Annotated in this window: 13 protein-coding genes; 9 read left to right on the top strand and 4 right to left on the bottom strand. The window is 68.8% G+C overall.

Translation table 11 applies throughout. From position 1 onward, the window contains the following. Positions 1-62 precede the first annotated feature (62 nt). The 3 genes from glnE to ABIS05_RS18880 all read left to right on the top strand — a co-directional run bounded on the left by glnE (position 63) and on the right by ABIS05_RS18880 (position 4,449). On the top strand, positions 63-2,792 hold the full coding sequence (gene glnE, locus ABIS05_RS18890) for a bifunctional [glutamate--ammonia ligase]-adenylyl-L-tyrosine phosphorylase/[glutamate--ammonia-ligase] adenylyltransferase (protein ID WP_348011780.1): 2,730 nt from the start codon (positions 63-65) through the stop codon (positions 2,790-2,792). Positions 2,793-3,236: 444 nt separating this feature from the next. After that, positions 3,237-3,827, top strand: a complete 591-nt coding sequence (gene rrtA, locus ABIS05_RS18885) for a rhombosortase (RefSeq protein ID WP_348011779.1) — start codon at positions 3,237-3,239, stop codon at positions 3,825-3,827. Continuing rightward, the gene (locus ABIS05_RS18880; protein ID WP_348011778.1) at positions 3,817-4,449 is read left to right on the top strand and encodes a hypothetical protein; all 633 of its coding nucleotides are present in this window, start codon (positions 3,817-3,819) and stop codon (positions 4,447-4,449) included. Before rrtA ends, ABIS05_RS18880 begins: the two co-directional genes overlap by 11 nt. A gap of 168 nt (positions 4,450-4,617) precedes the next feature. Here ABIS05_RS18880 and ABIS05_RS18875 read toward each other — a convergent pair whose 3' ends face one another. Then, positions 4,618-5,775 carry an FAD-binding oxidoreductase gene (locus ABIS05_RS18875; RefSeq protein WP_348011777.1) on the bottom strand — a complete coding sequence of 386 codons (1,158 nt, stop codon included), beginning with the start codon at positions 5,773-5,775 and terminating at the stop codon, positions 4,618-4,620. An 18-nt stretch (positions 5,776-5,793) separates the two neighbouring features. Between ABIS05_RS18875 and ABIS05_RS18870 the strand changes: the two genes are divergently transcribed. The 3 genes from ABIS05_RS18870 (at position 5,794) to ABIS05_RS18860 (ending at position 9,632) form a co-directional block, all read left to right on the top strand. Further along, positions 5,794-6,687, top strand: a complete 894-nt coding sequence (locus ABIS05_RS18870; protein ID WP_348011776.1) for a DMT family transporter — start codon at positions 5,794-5,796, stop codon at positions 6,685-6,687. Between the two features lie 69 nt (positions 6,688-6,756). After that, the gene (locus tag ABIS05_RS18865; RefSeq protein WP_348011775.1) at positions 6,757-7,425 is read left to right on the top strand and encodes a glutathione S-transferase; all 669 of its coding nucleotides are present in this window, start codon (positions 6,757-6,759) and stop codon (positions 7,423-7,425) included. A 92-nt stretch (positions 7,426-7,517) separates the two neighbouring features. Next, on the top strand, positions 7,518-9,632 hold the full coding sequence (locus ABIS05_RS18860) for a S8 family peptidase (RefSeq protein WP_348011774.1): 2,115 nt from the start codon (positions 7,518-7,520) through the stop codon (positions 9,630-9,632). On the opposite strand, the gene ABIS05_RS18855 is transcribed toward ABIS05_RS18860, so the two are convergent. From ABIS05_RS18855 to ABIS05_RS18845, 3 genes are read right to left on the bottom strand one after another with little or no spacing between them, the layout of a single operon-like run. Further along, on the bottom strand, positions 9,586-10,266 hold the full coding sequence (locus ABIS05_RS18855) for a hypothetical protein (RefSeq protein WP_348011773.1): 681 nt from the start codon (positions 10,264-10,266) through the stop codon (positions 9,586-9,588). The two genes, ABIS05_RS18860 and ABIS05_RS18855, sit on opposite strands and share 47 nt — an antisense overlap. A 19-nt stretch (positions 10,267-10,285) precedes the next feature. Next, positions 10,286-11,014, bottom strand: coding sequence for a biotin--[acetyl-CoA-carboxylase] ligase (locus ABIS05_RS18850; RefSeq protein ID WP_348011772.1), 729 nt, complete (start codon positions 11,012-11,014; stop codon positions 10,286-10,288). A gap of 4 nt (positions 11,015-11,018) precedes the next feature. Further along, positions 11,019-11,492, bottom strand: a complete 474-nt coding sequence (locus tag ABIS05_RS18845; protein WP_348011771.1) for an SET domain-containing protein-lysine N-methyltransferase — start codon at positions 11,490-11,492, stop codon at positions 11,019-11,021. Between the two features lie 201 nt (positions 11,493-11,693). Between ABIS05_RS18845 and ABIS05_RS18840 the strand changes: the two genes are divergently transcribed. From ABIS05_RS18840 to ABIS05_RS18830, 3 genes are all read left to right on the top strand, one after another. Next, positions 11,694-14,294: a DNA topoisomerase III gene (locus ABIS05_RS18840; protein WP_348011770.1), complete on the top strand. Its 2,601-nt coding sequence runs from the start codon at positions 11,694-11,696 to the stop codon at positions 14,292-14,294. Positions 14,295-14,622: 328 nt separating this feature from the next. Then, on the top strand, positions 14,623-15,384 hold the full coding sequence (locus ABIS05_RS18835; protein ID WP_348011769.1) for a TSUP family transporter: 762 nt from the start codon (positions 14,623-14,625) through the stop codon (positions 15,382-15,384). A 36-nt stretch (positions 15,385-15,420) separates the two neighbouring features. Beyond that, a complete protein-coding gene (locus ABIS05_RS18830; RefSeq protein WP_348011768.1) occupies positions 15,421-16,239 on the top strand; it encodes an HDOD domain-containing protein in 819 nt (272 codons plus the stop codon).

Genomic DNA, 16,239 nt, shown 5'->3' with positions numbered 1-16,239 from the left:
GTTGCCGCTTGCGCTTGAGAAGGCGCGTAGGAACCGGCCGGCGGCCAATCTAGCACAGGGATATGAGCGCACTGTTTCCCGTCTTTGCTGCACACAGCCGCTATGTCCAGCGCATCCGCCGCCGCTATGCCGAGGAGCTGTCCCGGCTGCCGGCGGGCCTGCCGGACCGGGCCGTCATCGGCGCGCTGATCGACGATCTGCTCACGGACCGGCCTGAGCGCTCGCTCGCCAGCGCACTGCGCGTGGCCCGCCACCTGGTGCTGGAGCGCCTGGCGGTGCTGGACATCGAACAGGGCGCGGGCGTGGCGGATGTCACGCTGGCCATGACCCATCTCGCCGAAGTCACGCTGGACCGGGCGTTGACCGCCGCCCGCGCCGAGCTGGATGCCATCCACGGCGAGCCGCGCAATGCCGAGGGCGGCGACATCGCCTTCTGGGTGCTGGGCATGGGCAAGCTCGGCGCGCGCGAACTGAATGTCTCGTCCGACATCGACCTCATCTACGTCTACGAAGACGACGGCGAGACCCAAGGCCGCCGGCCGATCAGTGCGCACGAATACTTCGCCAACGTCGCCAAGCGCCTTTACGCGCTGATCGGCGACGTGACCGACGACGGCCAGGTCTTCCGCGTCGACCTGGCGCTGCGCCCCAATGGCAAGAGCGGCCCGCCGGCTGTGAGCCTGGCCATGCTGGAGGAGTATTTCCTCGTGCAGGGCCGCGAGTGGGAGCGCTTCGCCTGGCTGAAGAGCCGCGTTGTCGCGCCGCTCACCGGCTTTGGTGCGCCGGGCGACCCGCGCACGCTGCAGCTGCGCGACCTCGTCACACCCTTCGTCTACCGGCGCTACCTGGACTACGGCGTCTTCGAAGGCCTGCGGCAGCTGCACGGCAAGATCCGCAGCGAGGCCAAGGCCCGCGCCGCCGGCCGGCCCGAGCGGGCCAACGACGTCAAGCTGTCGCGCGGCGGTATCCGCGAGATCGAGTTCACCGTGCAGCTGCTGCAGGTGGTGCGCGGCGGCCAGTTCCCCGAGATCCGCACGCGCTCCACCGTCAAGGCGCTGGCCCAGCTGGCGGCCGGCGGGCTGATGAAGCCCGAGACGGCGCAGCGCCTGAGCGACGCCTACGTTTTCCTGCGTCGCGTCGAGCACCGCATCCAGTTCCTGGACGACCAGCAGACGCATTGCCTGCCGCAGGCCGACGCCGACCTGGCCTGGATCGCCGCCTCGCTGGGCCTGAAGTGCTCGCGGGAAACTTGTGAACTCTTCGAGCAGCTCGGCGAGGTGCGCGAGCTGGTGGCGATGGAGTTCGACGCGCTGCTGCACGAGGGCGGCAAGCCGCCGGGCGGCTGCAAGGGCGGCCAGTGCGGCGGCCCAAAGCCGGCCGTGGACGGCGAGGACTTCCTGCAAGGGCTGCCCGAGCCGCTGGCGACGGCCGTGCGCGCGCTGGCCGAGACGCCGCGCGTGCAGGCGCTGCGCGAGGAATCACGCCAACGGCTGGCCAAGCTCTTCCACCGCGCGGCGCAGGCCGTGGCGGCAGAGGAATGTTCGCTGGACGCGGCGCTGCGCTTTGTCGACTGGGTCGACCCGCTGCTGCGCCGCGAGAGTTATCTGGCCATGCTCGTCGAGCGCCCGGCCGTGCAGGCGCGGTTGCTGCGCCTGCTGGGGTTGGCACGTTGGCCGGTGCGATACCTGATGCAGCACCCGGGCGTCATCGACGAACTCGCCGACCCGCTGCTGCTGCAGGCCCGCTTTGACCGCGAGGCCTTCCTGGCCGACCTGCGTGACCGCGAGAAGGGCTGGGCCCGCAGTGGCCAGGCCGATGAAGAGGCCCTGCTCGACACGCTGCGCCGCGCCCACCACGCCGAAGTCTTCCGCACGCTGGTGCGCGACGTCGAAGGCCGCATCACGGTGGAGCAGGTGGCGGATGACCTCTCACTGCTGGCCGACGCCGTGCTGCAGATCGCCATCGACTGGGCCTGGGCGCGCTTTGGCAAGGCGCACCGCGCCACGCCGCGCCTGGCCGTCATCGCCTACGGCAAGCTGGGCGGCAAGGAACTGGGCTACGGTGGCGACCTGGACGTGGTGTTCGTCTTCGACGACGACGACGAGAACGCCTCCGAGATCTACGGCGCCTTCATGCGCCGCCTCATCAACTGGCTGACGCTACGCACGGCGGCCGGCGAGCTGTTCGACATCGACACGGCGCTGCGGCCCAACGGCAACTCGGGCCTGCTGGTCACGTCGCTGAGCCACTTCGAGGCCTATCAAACGGGCCGGGGCAGCAACACGGCCTGGACCTGGGAGCACCAGGCCATCACGCGGGCACGCTTCTGTGCGGGTGACGTGGATCTGGCCGAGCGCTGTGAAGCCGTGAGGCGGCAGGTGCTGACGGCGCCGCGTGATGCCGAGGCCCTCAGGCGCGAGGTGCAGGCCATGCGCGAGAAGGTGCGCGCGGCGCGGCCGGTGAAAGACGGCCTCTTCGATGTGAAGCACAGCGAGGGCGGCATGATGGACGTGGAGTTCGCCGTGCAGGTGTTGGTGCTGGCGCATTCGGCCACGCACCCGCAGCTGCAGGACGACCTCGGCAATATTGCGCTGCTGCTGATGGCAGAGACCTTGGCGCTGCTGCCTGCGGGGGTCGGGGTCGCCGCAGCGACGGCTTACCGCGAGCTGCGGCGGGTGCAGCACAGGGCGAGGTTGGATGAGCAGTCGACGGCGTTGGATGTCTTGGCCGCTGCTCCGTTGGCTTTGCACCGTGATGCCGTGCGGTCGTTGTGGCTCGCTGTTTTTGGTTGATGGCAACGCCCATGCCGGGAGTTCGCCCCGGCGGGCGACCTTCTTTTTGAGCGACCAAAAAGAAGGCAAAAAGTCGCCCCTGTTCCGTCGCCCGTCGCTGCGCTCGGGGTTCCCTGCGATGCTCGAACGGCGAGGCCCGCGCAGAACTCCCTTCGCTACGCTGCGGTCAAACAGCTGCGCGGAGTCAGTTCACGAAGTGCGCTGCGCGCACGCCTCGCCGTTCTGCGCTTCTTGGCTCCTCCAAAGGGGACCCTTTGAACAGCCGCAACAGCCAAACCCGGAATGCGGGTGGCGGATGTATTTCTGCATGCCCCCTTTTAGCACCGCAGGGGACCCGCAGCGCAGCGAAGGGCGGGGCGGTCAGGGGGGAGCTTTTTGCTTACTTTTTGGCGGCCCAAAAAGTGAGTCGCCCGCCGGGGCGAAATCCCGGCATGGGCCTGGCCAGTGACCTACCGGTTGAGCTGGCTACTGCTCTGCGCGTCGTTCGCCGCGCTGTCCCTCATCGCATGGCCGCTGCCCCGCGAAGCACTCGACTGGCAGCCGGCGCTGATCGCCCCGCAGCCCTGGCGCGCCCTCACCGCTGCCTTCGTCCACTGGACGCCCATCCACCTGGCCGCCAACCTCGCCGGCTGCGCCGTGCTCGCCCTGCTCGGCCACCGTGCGCAACTCGGCAAGCGAGAAACCCTCGCCGCCGTCATCGCCCTGCCGCTGACCCAGTTCGGCCTGCTGCTGCGCGCCGACCTCGACCGCTACGCCGGCCTCTCCGGCGAACTGCACGCCCTGGCCGCCATTGCCGCGTTGACGCTCATCTCGCGGGCCGGCCGCGAGCGCCTCATCGGCGCGGCCATCGCCCTCGGCCTCATCGCCAAGCTCGCCCTCGAACACCCCCTCGGGCCCGCCCTGCGCGCCACCGAAGGTTTCGACTTCCCCGTCGCTCCGTTTGCCCATCTCAGCGGCGCCCTCGCCGGACTCATCGCCTGGAGCCTGACAATGCGCAGCTACCCAAAATCACCGAGGAACCCGCATGGGACGTGAAGCCAGCTGTACCGCCCGCGTCGGCAACGAGACCGCAGAGGTCACCGCCCTGCTCGAATCGACCACCGTCGTGCTGCGCGGCGCTCTCAAGCACCGCTGGGACATCGCCGCGCTGCAGAACCTGCGCGTCGAAGGCGAGGAACTGCGCTTCGAAGCCGGCGAGGAGCCCGTCGCCCTGGTGCTGGGCGAGAAGGAAGCCGGCCGCTGGCTGAAGAAGCTGCAGACGCCGCCGCCCACGCTGGCCGCCAAGCTCGGCGTCAGCGCCGACAACCCGGCCCTGCTGATCGGCCCGACCGTCGGCACGCTGGACCCGGCCCTGGCCGAGGCGCTGGCCGGCGGCATCACCACCAACCTGCGCGAGGCGCGCATGCTGGTGGCCGTGCTGAGCAACCCGTCCGAACTGCCGCGCATGGCCGAGTTCCATGCCGACATGATCTGCAAGACCGTCTGGGTCGTGCACGCCAAGGGCCCTGAGGCCAGCCCGTCGGACACCGAGATTCGCCTGGCCATGCGCAACTGGGGCTACGTGGACAACAAGACCAGCTCGGTGTCCGACAAGCTGACGGCGACGCGCTGGGTGCAGACCCAGGAGCCCGCCAAGAAGCGGGTGCGCAAGCGCTGAAAGTGAGCCCCTCGCCTGGTCTCGCCCCGCGGACGCGGGCGAGCCCGGTCGGTCCCCCAAGGGGACGGCGATGCTTGCGGCATCGAGCCGCAAGCACATCGCCATCGCGGGCCGGCTTGGGAGCGGCCCGGCGCTCGGCCCGAAATACATCCGTCTCATCCGCTGCTTCTAGATGACATTGGCCTCGATCAACGGCCGGCCATCCAGCAGCCGCCGCGGCGTCAGCCCCGCGATCAGCGGCGCGTCCAACCCGGCGATCAGCCGCGCCATCGAATGCCCCACCGCCGGTGACTGCTGCATGCCGTGGCCCGAGAAGCCGCAGGCGGTGAAGGCGTTCGCCCAGCCCGGTAACCGGCCGGCCAGGCCGTTGTGGTCGAAGGCGTTCATCTCGTAGTAACCGGCCCAGGCCGAGCGCACGCGCAATGCCTCCAGCGCCGGCACGCGAGCAGCGAGCGCGGGCCAAAGCATCTCGTCAAACAGGCCGTGGTCGATCTGGTCGAGCGGCAGATCGTCAAGGTCTTCGCCGCGCGGCGGGCCGCCGGCGAGGATCAATGCGCCCTCGGTGCGAAACCAGAAGCCGCTGGGGTCGATGACCAGTGGGCAGTCGGGTAGCACGGCCGGCGTTTCCAGCACGAAGACGTCGCGCTTCCTGGCGCTGACCGGCAGCGTGAAGCGCAGCGCATCACCCAGCGCCGCGCTCCAGGCGCCGGCGGCGATGACGAAGGCGTCGCCGCCGAGGCGTGAACCATCGGCGCAGCGCACGCCGGTCACGCGGTCGCCTGCGGTCTCGAACCCCACCGCCTCGGCCGTGACGAAGCGCGCGCCGCAGGCTTGTGCCCGGCGCCGGAAGGCGCGGTGCAGGGCCGGGCCGTCGAACCAGCCCTCGCCGCTGAGGCCCAGCGAACCCAGCGCCAGATCGCCCACCTCCATCCACGGGAAGCGCGAGCTCAGTTCGGCGGGTGTCAGCAACGCCACGTCCACGCCCTCGGCACGCTGCAGCTCATGCAACTCGCGCAGCGTGGCCTTGCCGGCTGCGGTCGCGAGGTAGAGGTAGCCGGGCTCGACGAGGCCGATGGCGGGGCGGTCGTCCGGCACCGCCAGCTCATCCGCCACACGGCGCAGGAAGTCCATGCTCCAGCGTGACAGCGCCATGTTGACCGGCTGCGAGAACTGCTGGCGGATGGAGCTCAGCGACAGCGAGCTCGACGCCCGCGCGTAGCTCGGGTCGCGCTCGATGACGGTCACCGAAGCGCCGTGGTCGCGCGCCAGAAAGCAGGCGGTCGCGGCACCCATCACGCCCCCGCCGATCACAGTGACATCAAGCATGCTGGCAGCATAGAGGCCATGAGCCTCCCCACCCGTCAGACCCAGCTCGACCCGCGCGCCATCGCGCTGCTGCTGCTGTGCTGCGTCCTCTGGGGCATCAACCAGGTCGCCGTCAAGGTCGCGCTGACGGAGATTGGGCCGCTGTGGCAGGCCGGCCTTCGTTCGGTCGTCGCGGGGCTGCTGGTGTGGCTGTGGGCGGCGTCGCGTGGCGTGCGGCTGTTCGAGCGCGACGGCAGCCTTGGCGGCGGGCTGCTGGCCGGCGCGCTGTTCGCGGCCGAGTTCGCCTGCATCTTCATCGGGTTGCAGTACACCAGTGCCTCGCGCATGGTCGTGTTCCTCTACCTGTCGCCCTTCGTCGTCGCGCTCTGCATGCCGTGGATCGCCCACGGCGAGAAGCTGTCGAGCAAGCAATGGACCGGCCTGCTGTTGGCCTTCGGCGCGGTGGCTTTTGCGTTTGCCGAAGGCTTCTCGTCGCCGCACAGCCCGACCCAGTGGTGGGGCGACGCGCTCGGCGTGGCCGCCGCCGTGCTGTGGGCGGGCACGACCCTGGCCATCCGCGGCACCCGGCTCGCTCAAGCGCAGGCCGAGAAGACGCTGCTCTATCAGCTCGGTGTGTCGGCCGTCGCGCTCTGTGCTGCGGCGGCGTTCGCGGGTGAGCCTCTGCCCACGCACTGGTCACCGCGCCTGCTCGGCCTGTTCGGCTTCCAGGCCGTCATCGTGTCGTTCGCGAGCTACCTGGTCTGGTTCTGGCTCATTCGTCACTACGCAGCCACCAAGCTCGCCGTGTTCACGCTGAGCACGCCGCTGTTCGGTCTGGTGGCCGGCGCGCTGCTGCTTGGCGAAGGCGTCAGCACGCGGCTGGTGATGGCGCTGGCCGCGCTGACGGCGGGGATCGTGCTCGTCAATCGCTGATGTCACGCCCGCGCCAGAGAGCCCGGCCTGCACTGCCTAGACTGCGCCTTCACACCAGGAGATACACCCATGATCACGCTCTGCGGCATCCCGCTGTCCAACTACTACAACAAGGCCAAGTTCGCATTGCTGGAGAAGGGCATCCCCTTCACCGAGGAGCGCATCGAGACCCATTCGCACGACGAAGCCGTGCTGAGCTGCTCGCCGCTGGGCAAGGTGCCCTTCCTGAAGACGCCGCAGGGCTCGCTGTGCGAGAGCCAGGTCATCGTCGACTACCTCGAAGCCGCCTACCCCGGTGCGCCGCGGCTCATTCCGGCCGATCCCTTCGAGGCTGCGAAGGTGCGCGAGCTCATCAGCTACGTCGACCTGCATCTGGAACTGGTCGCGCGCGAGCTGTATGCCGAGGCCTTCTTCGGCGGCCAGGTCAGTGACGGCACGAAGAAGCGCGTCGCCCGCCTGCTGGCGGGGAACATCGCCGCCTTCAAGCGCCTCGCCAAGTTCGGCCCCTACCTGGCCGGCGACACGTTCACGATGGCCGACTGCGCTGGCTGGGTCAGCCTGCCCCTCGTCGCGATGTCGACCAAGGTGATCTACGGCGAGGACCTGCTCGCCGCCGGCGGTGTGGACTGGAAGCCCTACGCCAAGCTCATCGGCGAACGCCCGCACGCGGCCCGCGTGGTGGCCGACCGCAAGGCCGACCAGGAACGATCGCTCGCCGCCAACCGCGCCCAGACCTGAGCGGGAGCTGTCAGTTCGCGCGCATTTGTTTGCATTTGCGCGGAGCCGGGCCGCCTAAACTGACTTTTCCCTGCTCCGCACAACTGCCTCCCATGATGCCCCTGCGCCCGCTGCTGATCGCCCTCTTCGCCGCCGCACTGGCCGTGCCGGCGCTGGCTCAGACCCAGACTGAACCCGAGGCGCGGGTCATCGTGCGCTTCAAGCCCCAGGCCGACAGCGTGCGTGCCAAGGCGCTGACCCTGCGGGCGACACGCTTCGAGGCCCGCGAGATTGCGCAGACGCGCGCCACGGCGCTGGGTATGCGCACGGGTCAGGCGCTGCGGGCCGGGCTCAGCCTGGACGAGCGCACCCACGTCGTGACCGCGCGCGGCATGACCAGCACCCAACTGGCCAAAAGGTTGGCGGCCGACACGGAGGTCGACCTGGTTGCGGTGGACGAGCGACGCAAGCGACTGGCATTGCCCGACGATCCACTGTTCGGCGGCGCTGAATCTGCGCCCTCTAACTTCATCGGGCGATTTCCTGACTCTGATGGAAAGCTCCAGGACACCTATAGCCGTACTGTTGACCAGTGGTATCTCAAGGCGCCAAGCAGCACCCCAGGCCAAGTCGTTTCTAGCGTTAACGCCCCGGCCGCCTGGGAGCTTGCGAAGAACGGCTCCGGCACCGTCGTCGCCGTGCTGGACACGGGCGTGCGCTTGGACCATCCCGACCTTGCGGATCAAGTCGTCGGCGGCTACGACATGATCGGCCTCGGCAGCCCCGGCAAGCTGTCAACGGCCATCGCCAATGATGGTGATGGGCCGGATGCCGACCCTTCCGATCCGGGTGACTGGGTCAGCTCGGCTGATATTGGCTCGCTAGGCGACGGCTGCGACGCCAGCGACATCAGCAACAGTTCTTGGCATGGCACGCGCGTCTCAGGTCTCATCGCCGCGAAGACCGACAACGGCTTGGGCATGGCCGGCATCGGAAGGGAGATCCTGAAGATCCTGCCCGTCCGCGTTCTCGGCAAGTGCGGCGGCTATGACAGCGACATCATGGCCGGCATGAAGTGGGCCGCCGGCCTCTCTGTCCCAGGCTTGCCAGCGAACACCAATAAGGCCAAGGTGCTCAATCTGAGCCTTGGTGGATCGGGTAGTTGCGACCCCGATGCGACTACGTCCACCGCCTCACAACGCGAAACGGCCAGGCTTTATCGCGAAACGATCATTCGGGTGAACGCTACCGGTTCCACCATCGTCATCGCCGCCGGCAACTCAGCTGGTCATGCCGTCGGTCTGCCGGGCAATTGCCCAGGCGTCGTCACGGTTGCAGCGCTGCGCCATGTGGGCACCAAGGTCGGCTTCTCCAGCGTCGGCGGCGAGGTGACCATCGCGGCGCCGGGTGGCAATTGCGTGAATCTGGCCGTTGGCTATCCATGCCTCTATCCCATGGTCAGTACTACCAACAGCGGCACGACCTCGCCAGCGACCTACACCGGCGACGGCATCTACACCGGCAGCAACGCTTCCGTCGGCACCAGCTTCTCGGCGCCAGTTGTCAGCGGCATCGTGGGCCTGATGGCGTCGGTGCGGCCGGCGCTGACCTCGGCCGAGGTCACACCGATCCTCAAGCTGACGGCGCGCGCTTTTCCGATCACCGGAGGGTCAGTCGGTACCGCCGCATGCGTGGCGCCGACCACGACGGATCAGCTGGAGTGCTACTGCACCAAGGACACCTGCGGCGCCGGCATGGTGGATGCCTTCGCCGCCGTGAAGGCCGCCCAGGCGCTCAACGGCGCCACGGTCACCGTTACGCCCAGCGCCGGTTTGACGGCCGCGCAGTCGGGCACGCTGACGGCCGCCATCACCGGCCTGGCCAGCGGCAAGACCGTCACGGCGACCAAGTGGACGATCAACGACAAGGGCGGCAACGTCGTCGGCGATTTCAGCAGCGGCGCCAATTCGGCCACCGCGACGCTGACGCCGGCCGCCGCAGGCAACTTCGTCGTGCAGGCGGACGTGACCGACAGCGACGGCTATGTGCACAGCCAGGTGGCCACGGTCAGCGTGGCCGCCGCGCCCGTCGTCACCCCGCCTGCCACCTCGGGTGGCGGTGGCGGTGCGGTCAGTGCCGCCTGGCTGCTGGCCCTGCTGCTGGCCGCCTTTAGCCTGAAACCTAGCTTGAAGCGGCCGACGCCGCAGCCGCTGCGCTGCAGGCCCTGAAGCCCGCTGCCAACGCCGGGTCCTTGCTGGCCTTGAGCCGGCTGGCGAGCAGGCCGTCGGCTTGGGGCAGGACGAGCGTGTGGCGATTCACCGGCGCCTTCAGCGCCAACACGCGCAGGCCTTTGAGGCCGCGCCTGTCCAGGGCCGCAATCTCGGCCGCCGCTTCGGCCTGGCTGGCGTGCCGGCTCAGCACGAAGGCCGGCTGCTCGGCGGGCAGGCCCTCCAGCGGCTCGAAATTGATGCGCATCTGCCTGTAGGTGGCTTCCTTGCGGGCGCGGAACTCGGCGTCGGCCAGCTTGATGGTCGCCACCACCCACACGCCCGCTTGCTCGCTGCTGCGCACCTGGACCTCGGCTCTTGCACCTGCGCCGGCATTGCGAAGCGCGGCCTGCGCGGCGGCCAGGGCCGCGTCGCCGTCCAGCGGGCCCAATTCCAGGCAACTGCGCTGGGCCATGGCCGCGACGGCGTTAGCCGCCAGCGGCTGGATGCGCTCGGGGTGCTGCTGGGCCTTCAGGCGCTGGGGCTCGCGCCCGGCTTGGGCGGGCAGGCCGGTGACCGTGTCCAGCCAGCCGCGCGACCAGACGAAGAACAGGGCGTTGACCGCCAGCAGCACGATGACGAGCACACGGATCACGGGGAGGTCTCCAGATCGTTCATACCGGCGCCAGTCTGAGGCTGAGTTCGCCTCCACTCACGAAGGCGATGCCCGCGTCCGTGTCCAGCAGCAGTTCGCCGCGTGTGGACACGCCGCGCGCCACGCCCACCTGCTCGCCGACGCGCACGCGCCGGCCGGCTGCCAGGTCGCGCCGCGAGAACGCGGCCTGCCAGGGTCCGAAGCTCAGCGTCTCGAAGTCGGCCAGCATGCCGCGCAGCGCCGGTGCCAGGCGGTCCAGCGTGGTTGCGGCGGTGGCGCCCGGGTCCAGCGTCTGCAGCGCCGCGTGGCCGCTGGCGAAGGCGCTGCGGTCGGCGCCTTCGGGCAGCGGTTGCAGGTTCAGGCCGATGCCGACGACGACGCCGCGCTGCCCGGCCGGCAGCGGCACGGTCTCGATGAGGATGCCGCCCAGCTTGGCGCCGTCCAGGAACAGGTCGTTGGGCCATTTCAGGCGGATGCGCTCGCCGCCCGGGTCCAGCGTGTCGGCCACCGTGCAGCCCACGGCGAGGGACAGGCCGGAGAGGTCCAGCTCGGCCGGCAGCGGCAGCGCGACGGAGAAGGTCAGCGCGGCGTCATCGCTGCTCGTGTCAGTCAGCCAGGCGCGCCCGAGGCGGCCGCGGCCGGCGGTCTGGCGGCTGGCCGACACCAGCAGCGGCCCGCCACTTTCGCGCAGATGCGCCAGCGCCTCGGTGTTGGTCGAGCCGCATTCGGCGAGGTGGCGCCGCTCCATCGTGTCAGCGCCCTGACTTTCGGGTCTTGGGCTCGAGCATCGTGCCGCGGCAGGTGGCGGCGCCGCACCAGCAGGCGAACTGCTTCTTCACCTTGGCCGTGTGGCGCTCGTCCAGCATCAGGCGGTAGTCGTAGAACAGTTCCTCGCCGGCTTCCAGGTCGCGCAGCGCATGCACAAACACGCGGCCATCGACCTCGTCGGCCTCGCAGTTGGGCTCGCAGGCGTGGTTGATCCAGCGCGCGATGTTGCCGCGCAGGCCGTCGATGACGTCGCCGCTGTCGAGGTGGAAATAGAAGGTGTGGTTGGGTTGTGCCGGGTCGTGTGGATGGCGCTCGACGGCCTCGTCCCAGGAAATGATCTCCCCCGTGTACTCGATGATGCGTGCGCCCGCCGCGAAGGGCACCAGGGCGTAGACGCCCCGGCCATGCACGCCGGAATCACGGACTTCGATCTTGCGGCGTGGGGTTTTGGCGGTCATCGGCCCTGTGGTACGGTGATTTCATGGGTGCGCATGTGCGTAGGCATGTGCGTAGGCATGTGCGTAGGCATGCGCGCGAGGCCCGGATTGTAGGCAGCAAGAATGAGGTCCCTCGTCCAAGGCGTACATCGCCTGACGGGCCCGCTTGGGGCGGCCCGGCGCTCGGCCCGGAAGATGAACTGACAACCGATTGAAAGACCGATGAGCAAGACTCTGATCATTGCCGAGAAGCCCTCCGTCGCGCAGGACATCGTCCGCGCGCTGACGCCTGTGGCGGGCAAGTTCGACAAGCACGACGACCATTTCGAGAACGAGCAGTACGTGGTCAGCTCGGCGGTGGGCCACCTCGTCGAGATTGCGGCGCCGGAGGAGTTCGACGTCAAGCGCGGCAAGTGGAGCTTCAACAACCTGCCCGTCATCCCGCCGCACTTCGACCTCAATCCCATCGACAAGAACAAGGGCCGGCTCAACGCGCTCTCCAAGCTGATCCGCCGCAAGGACGTGACGGCGCTGATCAACGCCTGCGACGCGGGCCGCGAGGGCGAGTTGATCTTCCGGCTGATTGAACAGTACGCGACGCCGGCCAAGGGCCCGTTGAACAAGCCCATCCAGCGGCTGTGGCTGCAGTCGATGACGCCGGCCGCCATCCGCGACGGCTTCACCAAGCTGCGCAGCGACGAGCAGATGCTGCCGCTGGCCGACGCCGCACGCTGCCGCTCCGAGGCCGACTGGCTGGTGGGCATCAACGGCACGCGCGCCATGACGGCCTTCAACTCGCGCGACGGCGGCTTCTTCCTCACCACCGTGGGCCGCGTGCAGACGCCGACGCTGTCGGTCGTCGTCGAGCGTGAAGAGAAGATCCGCAAGCATGTCTCGCGCGACTATTGGGAGCTGCGCGCCAACTTCGACGCCCAGGCCGGCCAGTACGAAGGCAAGTGGTTCGACCCGGCGTGGAAGAAGAACGACGACCTCGAACGCCGCGCCGACCGCATGTGGAACGCGGCCGATGCCGAGGCCATCGCCAAGGCGGTACTGGGCAAGCCGGCAGCGGTCACCGAGGAAAGCAAGCCCAGCACGACCAGCTGCGGCGGCCTCTACGACCTGACGACGCTGCAGCGCGAGGCCAACTCGCGCTTCGGCTTCTCGGCCAAGACGACGTTGTCCATCGCCCAGGCGCTGTATGAGAAGCACAAGGTGCTGACCTACCCGCGGACGGACTCGCGCTTCCTGCCGGAGGACTACGTCGCCGTGGCCAAGGACACCGCCAAGATGCTGGCCACCGAGGACCTGCCCGGCCCGCTGGCTGCGCTGTCGAAGCACGCGGCCACGGCGCTGAAAGAGGGCTACATCAAGCCCACCAAGAAGGTGTTCGACAACGCCAAGGTGTCGGATCACTTCGCCATCATCCCGACGCTGCAGGCGCCCAAGAGCCTGACCGAGATCGAGGCCAAGCTCTACGACATGGTCGTCAAGCGCTTCCTCGGTGTGTTCTTCCCGCCGGCCGAATTCCTGGTCACGACGCGCATCTCTAAAGTGGACACGCACCATTTCCAGACCAACGGCAAGGTGCTGGTGAAGCCGGGCTGGCTGGCCGTCTACGGCAAGGACGTGGACGACGAGGACGCCAACCTCGTGCCGGTGAACACCGGCGAGGTCGTGCGCACCGAGAGCGTCGACGTGAAGGCCCTGCAGACCAAGCCGCCCGCGCGCTACACGGAAGCGACGCTGCTGAGCGCCATGGAAGGCGCCGGCAAACTCATCGACGACGACGAGCTGCGCGAGGCCATGGCCGAGAAGGGCCTGGGCACGCCCGCCACGCGCGCGGCCACCATCGAAGGCCTGATCAGCGAGAAGTACATGCTGCGCGAAGGCCGCGAGCTGATCCCGACGGCCAAGGCCTTCCAGCTGATGACGTTGCTGCGCGGCCTGGAGGTGGCCGACCTGACCCAGCCCGACCTGACCGGCGACTGGGAGTTCAAGCTGGCCCAGATGGAGAAGGGCAAGCTGAGCCGCGAGGTCTTCATGGCCGAGATCGCGGCCATGACCGAGAAGATGGTCGCCAAGGCCAAGGGCTATGACCGCGACACCATCCCCGGCGACTACGCGACGCTGAAGACGCCCTGCCCCAAGTGCGGCGGCGTGGTGAAGGAGAACTACCGCCGCTTCACCTGCACCGGCAAGCACGGCGACGGCAGCGACGCCTGCGGTTTCTCCATCGGCAAGATCCCCGGCGGGCGCAGCTTCGAGTTGAACGAGGTCGAGACCTTCCTGGCCAACAAGAAGATCGGCCCGCTGGAGGGCTTCCGCTCCAAGGCGGGCTGGCCGTTCACGGCCGAGCTGGCGCTGGTCTACGACGAAGAGATCGCCAACTGGAAGCTGGAGTTCGACTTCGGCGAGGACGCCAAGAAGGCCGAGGGCGACGGCGAGCCGGTGGACTTCTCGGCCCAGGCCTCGCTGGGCGCCTGCCCCAAGTGCGCGGGCCATGTCTACGAGCACGGCGCCAACTACGTCTGCGAGCGTTCGGTCGGCGAGACGGTCACCTGCGACTTCAAGACTGGCAAGGTCATCCTGACCCAGCCCATCGAGCCGGCCCAGGTGACGAAGCTGCTGGCCACCGGCAAGACCGACCTGATGGAGAACTTCGTCTCCAACAAGACGCGGCGCAAGTTCAAGGCCTTCCTGGCCTACGACAAGAAGGAAGGCAAGGTCATCTTCGAGTTCGAACCGCGCGCCGCCAAACCGGGTGCCAAGGCACCGGCGGCCAAGAAGGCGCCTGCGAAGAAGGCCGCCGCGAAAGGGTGAGCCCCTCGCCCAGTCCCGCGCCGCTGAACGCGGGCGTGTCTGGTCGGTCTTGCAGACCGCGCTGCGGCAGGCGCCGCAACTCTTCGGCAGGCACATCGCGCCCACTGGGCGCAATGTGTCCGGCCGAAGCCCCCAAGGGGACGGCGATGCTTGCGGCGTTGAGCCGCGAGCACATCGCCAGACGGGCCGGCTTGGTGAACTGGAGTCGGACACAAGCAGTCCCTGCGGACTGCTTGTGCCTACGACAGGCCAAGGGCCTCTGGCCCTTGGCAGCCCGGCGCTCGGCCCGAGCAGGACACTACGGCCGCCCCGTTGATCGAATCCAGAAATGCTCGACCTCGCCATCGTCGCCCTCGCCTCCCTGCTCGCGGGATTCATCGACGCGGTGGCGGGCGGCGGCGGCCTGGTCCTCACGCCGGCGCTGTTCAGCACATTCCCGAACGCCGCGCCCGCCACGTTGATGGGCACGAATAAGGCTGCAGCCATCTGGGGCACGGGCTGGGCGACGCTGCAGTACGCGAAGCGCGTCTCCCTGCCGTGGCGCCGCTTGATGCCCGCCGCCTTGCTGGCCGGCCTGGGCAGCTTCACCGGCGCCTGGGTGCTCACCCTCGTCAGCGCCGACGGGCTGCGCAAGGCGCTGCCGCTGGTGCTGCTGGCGGTGTTCGTCTACACGCTGGCCAAGAAGGACCTGGGCCGCGAGCACAAGCCGCGCTTTGCCGGCCGCGCCGAGGCTTTTGCTGCCGGCGCCATTGCGCTGACCGTGGGTTTCTACGACGGCTTCTTCGGGCCCGGCACGGGCAGCTTCTTCGTCTTTCTGTTCGTGCGTGTGCTGGGCTACGACTTCCTGCATGCCTCGGCCACGGCCAAGTTGATGAACCTGCTGACCAATGCGTTCGCGATCACGCTCTTCGTCAGCAAGGGCTATATCTGGTGGCAGGTGGCGGCGGTGATGGCCGTGACCAACCTCGCCGGCAGCCTGATCGGCACGCGCCTGGCGCTCAAGCATGGCGCGGGTTTCGTGCGCGGCGTTTTCGTCACGGTCGTCGGCGCGCTCATCCTCAAAACAGCCTGGGATGCCTTCTTCCGCTGATCTACCATCAAGCCTCCCCTAGCGCCTCAACTCACCATGCCCGTCGATCCGCAACTTCGCAACCTGGACATCGAGATCCCGACCCAGCCCGAGGTCCTGGTCAAGCTCTCGCTGCTGATGGCGGCCGAAGACATCGACCTGCAGGCCATGTCGGGGCTGGTCGAGACGGACATGGCCCTGGCCGCAGCCGTCATGAAGGCGGTCAACTCGTCGCTGTACGGCCTGCGCGGCCGCGTGCAGACGGTGCACCAGGCGCTGACGTATCTGGGCATGCGCGAGGTTGCGGCCATCACCTTCGAGATGGGCCTGCGCGCCGCCTTCCCGGCGGCGGCGGAACTGGAGTCGGTGTGGTCGCGCGCCTCGCAGCGCGGTCTGCTGATGGGCCGCATGGGCCAGATGCTGGGTGTGGACCCGTGGGCCGCGCACTCGGCCGGCCTGTTCGAGGAATGCGGCAAGGCCGTGCTCTACCGCCACGCGCCGACGCACTACCCCGCCATGCTGCGCGCCGCCCCGCGCGATGCCGAGTTGGTGGAGCTGGAGAAGACGGCCTTTGGCGTCAGTCATGACGCGCTGGGCGCCGCGCTGTGCGAGAGCTGGGGGCTGGCGCCCGCCGCCGTGGCCAGCGTGCGCCACCACGTCGAGATTCAGGGCTCGATGATCATGCCCGAAAGCCTGGCCCGCCGCAGTGTTGCCGCCATCTCCACCGTGGCCTGGGCACTGCTGATCCACCCCGAGATGCTCGACGAGGTGGCCAGCCGGATCGCGCCGCAGGCGCAGCTGGACGAGACGCTGGTGCTGCGCGCGGCACGCCGCGTGAACGAGCAGTTGCTGGCCGCCCAAGAACACGGCCGCTGA

The organism is Roseateles sp. (assembly GCF_039929605.1).
GTDB lineage: Bacteria > Pseudomonadota > Gammaproteobacteria > Burkholderiales > Burkholderiaceae_C > Pelomonas.
The sequence above is the reverse complement of the archived record's forward strand: the minus strand, read 5'-3'. Positions and strand labels throughout refer to the sequence as shown.